The organism is Catenuloplanes indicus, from assembly GCF_030813715.1.
In the GTDB taxonomy this organism is placed as follows: Bacteria; Actinomycetota; Actinomycetes; order Mycobacteriales; family Micromonosporaceae; genus Catenuloplanes; species Catenuloplanes indicus.
In genome coordinates this window covers 5,745,037-5,758,399 of sequence record NZ_JAUSUZ010000001.1, presented here as the reverse complement: position 1 = coordinate 5,758,399, position 13,363 = coordinate 5,745,037, and the positions used below count along the sequence as shown (strand labels likewise).

The following is a 13,363-nucleotide window of genomic DNA, read 5'->3' as shown; positions in this document are numbered from 1 at the left end:
CGCGAACGATCCCGGTACCGGCGGTGCGGCATGAGCACCACCGCGGAAAGACGAGCCTGGCGCGGACGCGCCGTCGAGGAGGACGCGGAGCGCGCCGCCGCCGAGGCCCCGGACGAGCGGGCCGTCCTGCGGCTGCGCTCCCGCAGCCGCCGCCTGCTCGGCGACCTGCTGCGCCCGCACCGCGGGCTGCTCGGCGTCACCGTCGCGCTGCTGCTGTTGCAGAACGCGGCGGGCATGGCCGGTCCGTTCCTGGTCATGCTGATCATCGACCGGGGCATCCCACCGCTGGCCATCGGCCGGGACATCCGCCCGCTGCTGCTCCTCGGCGCCGCGTTCCTGTCCGCCGCGCTGATCGAGTACGCCACGAAGCGCGCGTTCCTGCTGCTCTCCGCGCGGATCGGCCAGTCCGTGCTGTACGACCTGCGGCAGCGCGTGTACGACACGTTCCAGCGGCTCAGCGTCGGCTTCCACGAGCGGTACACGTCCGGCCGGATGGTGGCGCGGCTGACCTCCGACATGGACTCGATCGCGGAGCTGTTCGACGGCGGCATCAACGACCTGGTGCTGGCCGGGCTGTCGGTGCTCTCGGTGGCCGGCATCCTGCTCTGGCTGGACGTACCGCTGGCCCTGGTCACGCTGTTGTCGTTCCCGTTCCTGCTGCTCATCTCGCGGTGGTTCGCGCGCGCGTCGTCGCTGGCCTACCGGCGCAGCCGGGAGGCGGTCGCGCTGCTGATCGTCTGGTTCGGCGAGTCGCTCGGCGGCATCCGCGCCGTGCACGCGTTCCGCCGCGAGCGGCGCAACCAGGAGATATTCGCCGGGATCAACGACGACAACCGGCGGGCCACGCTGCACGCGTACCGGCTGATCGCGATCTACTCCCCGGTGATCAAGCTGATCGGGAACGTGACGATCGCGGTGCTGCTCACCTACGGCGGCTGGCAGGTCATGCAGGGCCGCACCGACGTCGGCGTGCTGGCCGCGTTCCTGCTCTACCTGCGCCGCTTCTTCGAGCCGATGCAGGAGCTGAGCCAGTTCTACAACGCGTTGCAGTCCGCGACCGCGGCGCTGGAGAAGCTGGCCGCGGTGCTCGACGAGAAGCCGTCCGTGCCGGAGCCGGACCATCCGCACCCGCTGCCGCCGGGCCGCCCGCCCGGCCGGGTCGAGCTGCGCGGCGTCGAGTTCGCGTACCGGCCGGGCCAGGTGGTGCTGCCCGAGCTGGACGTGCACATCGCGCCCGGCGAGACCGTGGCGCTGGTCGGCGCGACCGGCGCCGGCAAGTCAACGATCGCGAAGCTGGTCGGCCGGTTCTACGACCCGACCACCGGCACGGTCCGGCTGGACGGCGTCGACCTGCGCGACCTCACCGACGCCCAGCTGCGCCGCGCGGTCGTGATGGTCACCCAGGAGAACCACATCTTCTCCGGCACGATCGCGGACAACATCCGCTTCGGCCGCCCGGACGCCACCGACGACGAGATCCGCACCGCGGCCGCCACGATCGGCGCGGACGCGTTCATCCGCAAGCTGCCGGACGGCTACGACACCGACGTGCACAAGCGCGGCGGCCGGCTCTCCGCCGGTCAGCGCCAGCTGGTCGCGTTCGCCCGCGCGTTCCTCGCCGATCCCGCGGTGCTGATCCTCGACGAGGCCACGTCCGCGCTGGACGTGCCGAGCGAACGCCTGGTCCAGCGCGCGCTGCGCACCATCCTGGCCGACCGCACCGCGCTGGTCATCGCGCACCGCCTCTCCACCGTGGAGATCGCCGACCGGGTCCTGGTCCTGCACGAGGGCCGAGTCCTGGAGGACGGCCCGCCCGCCGCCCTGATCCACGCCGGCGGCCGCTACGCCGCCCTCCACCACCAGTGGCGCGAGTCCCTCATCTGACGATTCCCCAGATCAAGTGCTCGATCTTCCCGCTTCCGGCGTGGTCCGGCCCGCATGCTCCCGCGGGCCGACCTCGCCGGCCGGCAAGGCTCCGCTGGCGCTCCGCTTGCCACCCGGCATCGAAGCCGGTCCCGCCCGGTGCCGGGAACACCGCGCCACCGCCGCCGTGCCGCGCCCACCCCGGCGCTACTGCGCGTCGGCCGGGAGCGGGTCGTCATACGCGCCGGACGGGCCGGTCAGCCGGTCGCGGCCGTCCGGGTACGGCCAGGCGTTGGGCGTGCAGCCGTGCAGGCCGAGCGTCTGCTGCTGCATGACCGGCGCGGGGCCGCCGGGCTCCGGGCACAGCTCGTGCCCCTGGAAGAGCCGGTGACCGATCTCGTGGTTGATCAGGTAGGCGCGGTACTCCGCGAGCGGCTCCCGCCAGTGCGGGACGCCGTGGGTCCAGCGGGCGATGTTGAGCACCACGCTGTCGCCGTTGCGGCAGGACGTGTAGCGGTCGGTACCCATCGCGCAGAGCCGGTCCCGGGTGCCGGGCGTGGCCAGGAACACCGTGAAGTCCGGACGCTCCCCCGCACCGGCGCGGCGCAGCCGCCACTGCCCGCCGGTGATCCAGCTGCGGTCGTCGGCGAGCACGGTGGCGACCTCGTCCGCGAACTGCTCCGGCGTGACGCCCTCGATGCCCTCCTCGACCGAGATCCGGTAGCGCAGCAGCGTCCCGGAGCGGCCGGCCGTCTCACCGGGCCGGTCCGCGACCCGCCAGCGGCCGTTACCGTCGCCCGGGAAGGTGATCTCCGGGGTCCGCTCCAGCTCCGAGGGCGAGGGCAGCGGCGCGGCCGCGACCGGCGTGGGCGGGAACGTGGGCGCGGGCGCGAACGGCGCCGCCGTCGGCATCGCGGTCGCGCAGCCGCTCACCGATATCGCGCACAGCGCCGTGACCAGCGTTTTTCTCCACACGAGCGATACTCCCGTCGTCCTGATCAGCTGCCCGGTTGACGGGCCGCCGTTCGTAAAAGTTGAGAGGCGGAACCGGCAACCTTTCGCCGGGCTCATCCGTCATGGGCGGCGACGAAGGAGGTGACGGTGGCACGTGGCGATCGGGAGTTCGCCGAGTTCGCCGAGTTCGCCGAGGGTGCGTCGGGGCGGCTGCTGCACGCGGCCCTTCTGCTCACCGGCGACCGGCACCGGGCCGAGGACACGACGCAGACGGCGCTGGTCCGCACGTACGCGGCGTGGCGGCGGATCCGGCGCAGGACCCGTACGCGTACGCTCCGGCGGTCCTGGTCAACCACGTCCGGGACGGCTGGCGGCGGCCGATCCGGGAGTACGCCACCGCGGAGCCGCCCGACCGGCCGGAGTCCACGGGCGTGGCCGGTGAGGTGAACCGCCGCCGCTGGCCGGCCGACGCGCTCGCGCTGCTCACGCCGCGGGAACGGATGGTGATCGTGCTCCGGCACTACTTCGACCTGACCGAGGTCGTGGTCGCGGAGGAGCTGGGCGTCACGGTCGGCGCCGTGAAGAGCACGAACGCGCGGGCATTGCAGAAGCTGCGCTCGCGGATCGGCGAGCCGGCGCTGAAGGGAGGGCTGACGTGACGGATCTGGAGGCGCTGCGCCGGGAGTTGCGCGAGCCGCTCGGGGCGGACGCCGGATCGCTGGACCTCGGCGTGATCGTCGCAAAGGGACGGCGACTGCGCCGGCGCCGCCGCCTGGTGATGGCGGGCGCGGCCGCGGCGGTGCTGGCCGTGGGCGCCGCGGTGCCGGCGCTGTACCGGTCACCGGCGCCGCACCCGCCGGTCACGGCCGCCATCCCGGCCGCCGGCGTCATGATCCGCACCGGCGCGGCGGACGGCCGGGCGTTCGCGCTGGAGCCGGCCGGGGACGGGCGGTTGCGGCTGCGGACCGGCTGGGCGATGGGCGCGTCGTTCGTGGTGCAGGACGAGGCCGTGTCGGATCGCGCGCCCGGCTTCCACCTGTTCTCGGTGCCGGGCGAGACCGGCGCGGTGTTCGGCTACCACGTGGGCCGCGCGGACCGGATCACCGGCCGGGTCGGCGGCGAGCACCGGGTGGCCCGGCTGTGGCCGTGGAGCGAGGACCCGTCCATCGTGGTCTTCTGGTTCCCCGGCGCGTCCGGCGACCCGATGGTGCGGGACCTGTCCGCCGCGAGCTGACCGCCGCAAATCCGGTGGGGTCCGGCGGCCGGGCGGCCGTACCCTTGGCGCATGACGGACACGGAGCGTTTCGCACGCGCCGGCGTCCCCGAGCGCCCGTCGCTGGACGGGCTCGAGGACACCTGGTCGCGCCGCTGGCAGGAGGAGGGGACGTACGCGTTCGACCGGTCGAAGGACCGCGCCGACGTGTACGCGATCGACACGCCTCCCCCGACCGTATCCGGCGAGCTGCACATGGGCCACGTCTTCTCGTACACGCACACCGACACGGTCGCCCGGTTCCAGCGCATGCGCGGCAAGACCGTCTTCTACCCGATGGGCTGGGACGACAACGGGCTGCCCACCGAGCGCCGGGTGCAGAACGTGTTCGGCGTCCGGTGCGACCCGGCGCTGCCCTACGACTCGGCGTGGACGCCACCGGTCCGGCCGATCTCCGCGGAGGCCCGCAAGCACCCGGTCTCGATCTCCCGGCGGAACTTCGTCGAGCTGTGCGCGTCGCTGACCGCGGAGGACGAGCAGGCGTTCGAGGCGCTGTGGCGGCGCCTCGGGCTGTCCGTCGACTGGTCGCTGACGTACACCACGATCGGCGAGGCGGCGCGGGCCGCGTCGCAGCGCGCGTTCCTGCGCAACCTGCGCCGTGGCGAGGCGTACACCGCGGACGCGCCGACGCTGTGGGACGTGGGCTTCCGGACCGCGGTCGCGCAGGCCGAGCTGGAGGACCGCGAGCGTCCCGGCGCGTACCATCGGCTGGTCTTCCACGGCCCCGGCGGCGACGTCCCGATCGACACGACGCGCCCGGAGCTGCTGCCCGCGTGTGTCGCGCTGGTCTGCCACCCGGACGACGACCGATACCGGCACCTGGTCGGCGGTACGGTGACCACACCGCTGTTCGGCGTCGAGGTCCCGGTGCACGCTCACCCGCTGGCCGCGCCGGACAAGGGCACCGGCATCGCGATGGTCTGCACGTTCGGCGACCTGACCGACGTCACCTGGTGGCGTGAGCTGCAGCTGGACACGCGCGTGGTGATCGGCCGCGACGGCCGGCTGCTGCCCGGCGGCCTGGATCACGAGGCATACGCGCCGCTCGCCGGCCTGACCGTCAACGCCGCGCGCAAGGAGATCGTCCGGCTGCTGACCGAGTCCGGCGAGATGACCGGCGAGCCGCGGCCGATCACGCACCCGGTCAAGTTCTACGAGAACGGCGAGTCACCGCTGGAGATCGTCGCGACCCGGCAGTGGTACGTCCGCAACGGCGGCCGGGACGCGCGCCTGCGCGACGAGTTGCTGGACCGCGGGCGCGAGCTGAACTGGGTGCCGGGCCACATGCGTCACCGCTACGAGCACTGGGTGGGCGGCCTGACCGGGGACTGGCTGATCAGCCGGCAGCGGTTCTTCGGCGTGCCGGTCCCGGTCTGGTACCGGCTCGACAACGCTGGCGAGCCGGATTACGACAACCCTCTCACACCGGACGAGTCCGCGTTGCCGATTGATCCCTCTTCCGAGTGTCCGCCCGGTTATGTCGAAGTTCACCGTGGACGCGCCGGCGGCTTCATCGCGGACCCGGACGTGATGGACACCTGGGCCACGTCCTCGCTCACGCCGCAGATCGTCGGCGGCTGGATGCGGGACGAGGACCTGTTCGCCCGGGTCTTCCCGATGGACCTCCGGCCGCAGGGTCAGGAGATCATCCGGACCTGGCTGTTCTCCTCGGTCGTCCGGTCCCACCTGGAGCACGGCGTACTGCCCTGGCGGGACACCGTCCTCTCCGGATGGATCCTGGACCCGGACCGCAAGAAGATGTCGAAGTCCAAGGGCAACGTGGTCACCCCGATCGCGCTGCTCGAACAGCACGGTTCGGACGCGGTGCGGTACTGGGCGGCCAGCGGGCGGCCCGGCACCGACCTCGCGTTCGACCCCGGGCAGATCAAGGTCGGCCGGCGGCTGGCCACGAAGATCCTGAACGCGTCCAAGTTCGTGCTCGGGCTGGGCGCGGCCGGTGCGCTGCGCGAGCCGGTGACCGAGCCGCTGGACCGGGCGATGCTGACCGCGCTGTCGGCCGTGGTCCGGACCGCGACGGACGCGCTGGACGGCTACGACCACACCGGCGCGCTGACCACGGCGGAGACGTTCTTCTGGACGTTCTGCGACGACTACATCGAGCTGGTCAAGGAGCGGGCGTACGGCGACGGGCCGGCCGCGGTCTCTGCCCGGGCCGCGCTGGCCACCGCGCTCGAGACGCAGCTGCGCCTGTTCGCGCCGTTCCTGCCGTACGCGACCGAGGAGGCGTGGTCGTGGTGGCGGTACGGTTCCGTGCACCGCGCGCCCTGGCCGACCGTGCACGAGCTGCCGGCCGACGGCGATCCGGCGCTGCTCCGGCTGGCCGGTGACGCGCTGTCCCAGGTGCGGCGGGCCAAGTCGGAGCGCAGGCTGTCGATGAAGGCGGAGGTCCCGCTGGCCGAGGCGCTCGGCCCGGCGGACGTGCTGGACCGGCTGGCACTGGTCGAGGGCGACCTGCGGGCCGCCGCGCACATCGCGAAGCTGGACCGGCTGCCGGACCGTACCCCCGATCTGGTCATCGCCTGTGCCTTCTGACCGTCCCCTGACCGGGGTGCCCGTTACAGCGGCAGCGCCCCGGTCAGGAACCGGACGCCGAGCAGCATCGTGACCAGCGCGGGACCGGCCAGCAGCGTGGCGCCCTGCAGGCGGTAGCCGATCCGGTGCCGGGCCAGCTCCAGCGCGTTGCCCAGCACCACCGCCCCGGCCGCGATCATGTACAGCGCCCACCACCGCTCCGGCCAGCCGGGCAGGTCCACCCGGAACAGGAAGAACGCGGGACCGACCGTGGCGCCGAGCAGCGCCAGCCCGGCGATCGTGCGGTGCAGCGCGCGGGCGACCGGGTGGGCCGGTGCCCAGAGGTACGTGCCGGCGACCGCGAGGCAGGGCAGCGTGACCATCAGCGGCCAGCCCCAGCCCATGCTCTTCGCGATCAGCAGCACGCCGACCGTGCCGGTGATCAGGCCGGCGCAGAGCACCAGGTAGCCGAGGAACGCGACGCCGCGCCGGGTCAGCAGCACCGCGCCGGACGCGACGATCAGCGCGGCCGGGACCAGGATCGCGTTCGCCCAGGGCCGGCCGGTGTCGTCCCAGACCAGGTTCGACACCATGACCGCGAGCAGCGCGATGCCGAGCGAGAGGGCGGCGATGTACCGGGGATGAGTCACACGCCGACTCTGCCAAGTCGCGGCGGGCCGGGCCATCCTGCTGGCCCTACCGTTCCGGGACGGTCAGCACCACCGGATCGCCGACCGCGACCGGCCCGGGCTCGACCGGCGAGGCGTAGACGCCGAAGCACACGTCGCGCTGCCGGGCGACCGCGCGCAGGATGCCCGGGTCGCGGCGCGCGGTGACCGGGTCCACGTTCACGATCATGCAGCGCTTGTCCCGCCGGTCCAGGTGCAGGCGGGCGCCGCCGACGGTCAGCGTCGCGCCGATCCACGCCTCCTCCGGGAACGCGGGCGCGGTGTCCACGGCCTCGATCAACAGGTTCGGCCGGAACCGCAGCGGGTCGACCTCCGCGTCGCCGAGCAGCCGGGACAGCGCGTCGACCGACTGGGTGCTGAGCACGCTGAGCGGTGCGGAGTCGAACAGGCCGCGGTTGAGCTTCATCACCCGGACGCCGTCGCCCAGCTCGGCCGCGAGCGCGGGATCGTCGACGTCCAGCTTCTCCCCGGACGGCGTGGCGACCAGCACCGGCGACGCGTCCGGCCGGTCCGGCTCGGCCGGCCACGGGCGGTAGTGCAGCAGATCCGGCTTCTCCCGGATGGTCAGCCACGGGAAGCCGTTGCGGGCCGGCAGGTCCCGGACGAACGCCCAGCGGCGGTCACCGGCCAGGCCGTGCCACCCCAGGTCCGCGCGGTCCAGCGGCTCCGCGGCCATCGACTTGACCGGGTAGCGCCACAGTGCGGCGACCCTGCCGACCTCGATCCCGTGCGTCACCAGCCCCACCCTGTCGAGCCGGGGTGAGGCTGTCAACCGGCACGCCTAGAAGTCACCCCCGAAGTCACCGCCGCCGAAGTCACCGCCGCCGCCCCAGTCACCGCCGCCGCCGAAGTCACCGCCGCCGTCGAACTCGCCGCCGCCGTCCTCGAAACCCTCCTGGTAACCGTCGGAGTAGCCCTCGTCGAAGCCGGCCATGCCCGGGTCCGCGAACGCGGGCGAGAACAGCGCGTCGAAGATCAGCATGCCGCCGACCACGCCGGCCGCGGTGCCGAGCGCGGTCTTCCAGACCGGCGTCGAGTACCACCCCTGCGGCACCGGACGGCCGTTCACCCGGCCACCCGGGTAGTAGTACGGCGTCTGCGGGCTGGAGTACGGCCCTGCCTTGAACGTCTGGCCCTGCACGCTGACCTCGCGCTCCTTGGTCAGCGTCCCGGCGCCGCGGGCGGCCGCGAGCTGCGGCACCTCCGGCCCCGGGTCGATGCCCATCGCGACCCGGGCCGCCCGGATGTAGGCCAGGCCCTCCAGCGCGGTCTCCCGGGCCAGCTGGAACTGCGTGGTCGTGCGGGCCTGGTCGAGCTGGCCACCGGCCGCGTTGTAGCGCTCGGACGCGTCCGCCAGCGCCTGCCGGGCGGCGGGCTCGTCACCGTGCAGGTTCATCACCTGGCCGCCGAGCCGCTCGTACCACCGCTGCGCGTCGGCGCGCGCGTCGGCCAGCTCTCGCTCCCTGCGGGACGCGCTCGACCGCTGCCAGTAGAGGACGAAACCGCCGATCATCACGACGAGCAACAGCACCAGCACGAACTCCATGAGATGAACGGTAGCTCCGATATACGAGCCCTGCTCAGGTCACCGGGGCTGTGAATCTCCTGAAACCGATCATTCTTCGGATAACCGCCGTGGCGGTACCGGCCCGCGAGCGCCGGCTGGGGCATCCTCGATGGAATGGAGCTCTCGACCGTGGTCGTGGTGATCGTCTGTCTCGGAACCGGCGGTGCGCTCGGCTGGCTTCTGGCCCGCTCGCGCGCCGCCACCGAGCTGGCTCGGCTGGAGGCGACGCTGGACGCCACCCGGGACGGCGAGCAGCGGCTGGAGGCGTCGCTGCGCGCGCTGTCGTTCGAGTCGACCGCGCAGTCCCAGGAGGCGGTGGCCCGCGCGGTCGCACCGCTGCACGACGCGCTGCGCCGCTACGAGCAGCGCGTCGCCGAACTGGAGCACGAGCGCGTCGACGCGTACGCGGAGCTGCGCGAACAGGTCCGGGCGATGAACGCGGTCGCGGGCGGACTGCAGACCGAGACGAAGCAGCTGGTCGCCGCGCTGCGGGCGCCGCAGGTGCGCGGCCGGTGGGGCGAGCACCAGCTGCGCCGGGTGGTCGAGGCGGCCGGCATGCTGGAGCACTGCGACTTCGCCGAGCAGGTCACGGCCGCGACCGACACCGCGACGGTCCGGCCCGACCTGGTGGTCCGGCTGCACGGCGGCCGTACCGTGGTGGTCGACGCGAAGGCGCCGTTCGAGGGCTACCTGACCGCGATGGAGGCCCGGGACGAGCGCAGCCGGGACACCGCGCTGGACGCGCACGCCCGGCACCTGCGCGGGCACGTCGACGCGCTGGCCGCGAAGTCGTACTGGGCCGCGTTCGACGACACGCCGGACTTCGTGGTGCTGTTCGTACCGGCCGACACGTTCCTGGACGCGGCGTTGCAACGCGACCCGATGCTGCTGGAGCACGCGTTCGCCCGGAACGTCGTGCTGGCCACCCCGGCCACGCTGATGGCGCTGCTGCGGACGATCGCGCACGGCTGGCGGCACTCCGAGCTGACCCGGAACGCGACGATCGTGCACGGTGTGGCGCGCGAGCTCTACGGCCGGCTGTCCACGCTCGGCGACCACGTGACCCGGCTCGGCTCGTCACTCGAGGGTGCGGTCACCGCGTACAACCGGGCGGTCGGGTCGCTGGAGTCACGCGTGCTGGTGAGCGCGCGCAAGCTGGCCGACCTGGGCGTCTCCCGCACTCCGCTGGAGACGCCCGCGCAGATCGAGGTGGCGCCGCGTCAGCCGCAGGCGCCGGAGCTGATCACGAGTTCTGAAGAGCCGCGGCCTTCTTCATATCCCGCTTGAGCTCCTGCGGCAGCGAGAACGTCAGCCGCTCCTCCGCCGTCAGGATCTCCTCGACCTCGCCGAAGCCGCGCGCGGCCAGGTGCTTCAGCACGTCCATCACCAGGTCGTCCGGCACGCTGGCGCCGGAGGTCAGGCCGACCGTGGTCACGCCGTCGAGCCACTCGTCCCGGATCTCGTGCGCGAAGTCCACCAGGTGGCCCGCCTTCGCACCGTACTGCAGCGCGACCTCGACCAGGCGCACCGAGTTCGACGAGTTCGTCGAGCCGACCACGATCATCACGTCGCAGTCCGGCGCGATCTCCTTGACCACGTGCTGCCGGTTTGAGGTGGCGTAGCAGATGTCGTCACTCGGCGGCGAGACCAGCAGCGGCAGCTTCGTCTTCAGCCGGGCCACGGTCTCCATCGTCTCGTCCACGGAGAGCGTGGTCTGGGACAGCCAGACGACCTTGCTGGGGTCACGCACGGTGACCTTGTCCACACCGTCCGGTCCGTCGACCAGCTGCACGTGCGCGGGGGCCTCACCGGCCGTGCCGATGACCTCCTCGTGGCCCTCGTGCCCGATCAGCAGGATGTCGTAGTCCTCGGCCGCGAACCGGCGTGCCTCGTGGTGCACCTTCGTCACCAGCGGGCAGGTCGCGTCGATCGCCCGCAGGTTCCGCGCCTTCGCGGACTCGTGCACCGTGGGGGCCACGCCGTGCGCGGAGAAGATGACGGTGGCGCCCTCCGGCACCTCCTCGTTCTCCTCCACGAAGATCGCGCCCTTGGCCTCCAGCGAGCTGACCACGTGCTTGTTGTGCACGATCTGCTTCCGGACGTAGATCGGGGCGCCGTAGAGTTTCAGTGACTCCTCGACGGTCTGCACCGCCCGGTCCACACCCGCGCAGTAGCCACGCGGCTTGGCCAGCAGGACCCGCTTACGGCTCGTCTCGCTCACACCCGCCATGGTACGCACGTCCGCCGCGTCTCCCGCGGTCGTGCGTTCTGCCCCACACCGATTCCGCCGGGGCACAAAATAGCCTCATGCCGGACGAACAGGGAAAACTGGCCGCGCTGGGCACGGCGATTCCGATCGCGCTCCGCCGCAGCCTGGCCCTGCTCAGCATGCTGGCCGGCGGCTGGCTGCTCTTCATGTCCGCCACCTCGGTCACCAGCCCGCGGCTCGTCGTGCTCGCGACCGGCTACCTGCTCGGCGGCGCCCTGCTGCTCTACGCGGCCCGCTGGGGAGTGCTCAACCGCTGGACGCTGCTCACCGCGGTCCTCGGCGGCCTGGCCGGCACCGCGTCGTCGCTGCTGGTCCGCGAGCAGGGCTCGGTGGCCGCGTTCTCCTACACGCTGCGCCGCGGCTATCCGCTGCACGCGACGCACAAGACCGCGCCGGGCGAGACGGTGCCGCTCGCCCGCGCCGCGCTGGCGGACGCACCGTGGCGTCCCGACTGGGGCCACGCGGCCGCCGACCTGTTGTTCTGGGCCTACTGCGGCCTCGCCTGCGCAGCCCTGGTCACGGTCGCGGTCCGCTTGTCCAGAGACTGATGTACCCGCTTCCGGCGTGGTCGCCGTCCGCATGCTCCCGCGGGCACCGGTCGGCCGCGGGCGGCCTCCCTGCCTGTCCGGTGGGTGGTCACCACGAACCCCCGGGCGGGCGGAAATGTCGGGGGTGGGTTCTAGGGTGTGGGGGTGACACAGACCGGGCCGCAACCGACGACGGGCACCGCGCCACGCAACGGCGTCGGTGCGACCGGTGCTCCGGGCGCCAGCACGGCGGAGGAGCCGTGGCCGGTCCGGGTGGTCAGCCAGAAGGTCAGCGCCTGGATCGCCAAGCTCGGCTGGGTCTGGGTCGACGGCCAGGTCGCGCAGATCAACCGGCGCCCGGGCAGCGGCACGGTGTTCATCACGCTGCGCGACCCGGCCGCGGAGCTGAGTCTGACCGTCACCACCAGCCACGAGGTGCTCAGCGTCGGCGCGCCCGAGCTGTCCGAGGGCGCCCGCGTCGTGCTCCGCGCGAAACCGGAGTTCTACGCGGCTCGTGGCACGCTCAGCTTCCGCGCCGACGAGATCCGCCAGGTCGGCCTCGGCGAGCTGCTGGCCCGGCTGGAGAAGCTGAAGCGCCTGCTCGGCGCCGAGGGCCTGTTCGCCCGCGAGCGGAAACGACGGCTGCCGTTCCTGCCGCAGCGCATCGGCCTGATCACCGGCCGCGCGTCCGCCGCCGAGCGCGACGTGCTGACCAACGCGCGCCGCCGCTGGCCCGGCGTCGACTTCCGGGTGATCAACGTGGCCACCCAGGGCGTCTCCGCCGTACCGCAGATCCTCGACGCGCTCAAGGTGCTCGACGAGGACCCCGGCACCGACGTCATCGTGATCGCCCGTGGCGGCGGCAGCGTCGAGGACCTGCTGCCGTTCTCCGACGAGGCACTGTGCCGCGCCGTCTTCGCCGCCCGCACGCCGGTGGTCAGCGCGATCGGCCACGAGGAGGACACACCACTGCTCGACTACGTGGCTGACGTGCGCGCCTCCACCCCCACCGACGCCGCGAAACGCCTGGTCCCCGACCTGACCGAGGAGCAGCGCCTGATCGCGCTGGCCCGCCACCGCCTCGACCGTGCCGTCACTCACCGCCTCGATCGCGAGTCCCAGCGTATCGACGCCTGGCGCTCCCGCCCGGTCCTGGCCCGCCCGCACGTGATGATCGACCAGCGCGCCGGCGACGTCGCCGCCCTCCGCGACCGCGCCGAGCGCACGCTCGCCCACCGCCTCGGCACCGCCACCACCGGCCTCACCCACACGCTGGCCCGGCTCCGCGCGCTCTCCCCCGCCGCCACCCTCCAACGCGGCTACGCCATCGTCCAGCGCACCACCGACGGCCACGTCATCCGCACCCCTGACGACGCCACCCCCGGCACCCCCCTCACCATCCGCCTCACCACTGCCTCCCTCCCCGCAGTCGTCACCCCCGGCCAGCCCTCCGCTCCCGATGCGGCAACCACACCCGGCGATCACTCCGCTTCCGACGCGGACACCACAGCCCGCGAGCCCGCCACCACCGCGCGGAACACCAGCGCCGGGGACGCCACCCAAACCGCAGACGCCGCGCCCGCCAGCGACGACACTGCCGCTGGAAACGCGCCCCCGGCCGGAAACGCGGCTTCGGCCGGAAACGCCACCACCACCGGGAACGGCACCCCGGCCGCGGACGCCACGCCC

The 13,363-nt window shown here is 73.1% G+C and carries 11 protein-coding genes and 1 pseudogene; 7 read left to right on the top strand and 5 right to left on the bottom strand.

The window, feature by feature from the left end; genetic code table 11:
- The first annotated feature begins 30 nt into the window (after positions 1-30).
- Positions 31-1,884 carry an ABC transporter ATP-binding protein gene (locus J2S42_RS26055; RefSeq protein ID WP_307243162.1) on the top strand — a complete coding sequence of 618 codons (1,854 nt, stop codon included), beginning with the start codon at positions 31-33 and terminating at the stop codon, positions 1,882-1,884.
- 186 nt (positions 1,885-2,070) lie between these two features.
- On the opposite strand, the gene J2S42_RS26050 is transcribed toward J2S42_RS26055, so the two are convergent.
- Positions 2,071-2,838 (bottom strand): DUF3152 domain-containing protein, encoded by a 768-nt coding sequence (locus J2S42_RS26050; protein ID WP_307243160.1) that lies wholly within the window; start codon positions 2,836-2,838, stop codon positions 2,071-2,073.
- Positions 2,839-3,113: 275 nt separating this feature from the next.
- Here J2S42_RS26050 and J2S42_RS26045 point away from each other — a divergent pair, with 275 nt between their 5' ends.
- The 3 genes from J2S42_RS26045 to valS are packed head-to-tail and all read left to right on the top strand — an operon-like array spanning position 3,114 to position 6,643.
- Positions 3,114-3,476, top strand: coding sequence for a sigma-70 family RNA polymerase sigma factor (locus tag J2S42_RS26045; protein ID WP_307243158.1), 363 nt, complete (start codon positions 3,114-3,116; stop codon positions 3,474-3,476).
- The gene (locus J2S42_RS26040; protein ID WP_307243156.1) at positions 3,473-4,051 is read left to right on the top strand and encodes a hypothetical protein; all 579 of its coding nucleotides are present in this window, start codon (positions 3,473-3,475) and stop codon (positions 4,049-4,051) included. The genes J2S42_RS26045 and J2S42_RS26040 overlap by 4 nt, the downstream gene beginning before the upstream one ends.
- Positions 4,052-4,102: 51 nt before the next feature.
- On the top strand, positions 4,103-6,643 hold the full coding sequence (valS, locus tag J2S42_RS26035; RefSeq protein WP_307243155.1) for a valine--tRNA ligase: 2,541 nt from the start codon (positions 4,103-4,105) through the stop codon (positions 6,641-6,643).
- A gap of 23 nt (positions 6,644-6,666) precedes the next feature.
- Here the strand turns inward: valS and J2S42_RS26030 are convergent, their stop codons facing one another.
- From J2S42_RS26030 to J2S42_RS26020, 3 genes are read right to left on the bottom strand one after another with little or no spacing between them, the layout of a single operon-like run.
- Positions 6,667-7,272: a hypothetical protein gene (locus tag J2S42_RS26030; RefSeq protein ID WP_307243154.1), complete on the bottom strand. Its 606-nt coding sequence runs from the start codon at positions 7,270-7,272 to the stop codon at positions 6,667-6,669.
- Positions 7,273-7,318: 46 nt separating this feature from the next.
- Complete coding sequence (locus J2S42_RS26025; protein WP_307243152.1) at positions 7,319-8,047, bottom strand: MOSC domain-containing protein; 729 nt, start codon at positions 8,045-8,047, stop codon at positions 7,319-7,321.
- 45 nt (positions 8,048-8,092) lie between these two features.
- Positions 8,093-8,857 (bottom strand): DUF2076 domain-containing protein, encoded by a 765-nt coding sequence (locus J2S42_RS26020; protein WP_307243151.1) that lies wholly within the window; start codon positions 8,855-8,857, stop codon positions 8,093-8,095.
- A gap of 135 nt (positions 8,858-8,992) precedes the next feature.
- Between J2S42_RS26020 and J2S42_RS26015 the strand changes: the two genes are divergently transcribed.
- A complete protein-coding gene (locus J2S42_RS26015) occupies positions 8,993-10,165 on the top strand; it encodes a DNA recombination protein RmuC (protein WP_307243149.1) in 1,173 nt (390 codons plus the stop codon).
- Here the strand turns inward: J2S42_RS26015 and J2S42_RS26010 are convergent.
- On the bottom strand, positions 10,122-11,099 hold the full coding sequence (locus tag J2S42_RS26010; protein ID WP_307243147.1) for a 4-hydroxy-3-methylbut-2-enyl diphosphate reductase: 978 nt from the start codon (positions 11,097-11,099) through the stop codon (positions 10,122-10,124). The two genes, J2S42_RS26015 and J2S42_RS26010, sit on opposite strands and share 44 nt — an antisense overlap.
- An 86-nt stretch (positions 11,100-11,185) precedes the next feature.
- On the opposite strand from J2S42_RS26010, the gene J2S42_RS26005 reads away from it, so the two are divergent.
- On the top strand, positions 11,186-11,695 hold the full coding sequence (locus tag J2S42_RS26005) for a hypothetical protein (RefSeq protein WP_307243145.1): 510 nt from the start codon (positions 11,186-11,188) through the stop codon (positions 11,693-11,695).
- A 252-nt stretch (positions 11,696-11,947) separates the two neighbouring features.
- A pseudogene (gene xseA, locus J2S42_RS26000) lies at positions 11,948-13,120 on the top strand (exodeoxyribonuclease VII large subunit); the annotation flags it as partial.
- Between the last annotated feature and the right edge of the window lie 243 nt (positions 13,121-13,363).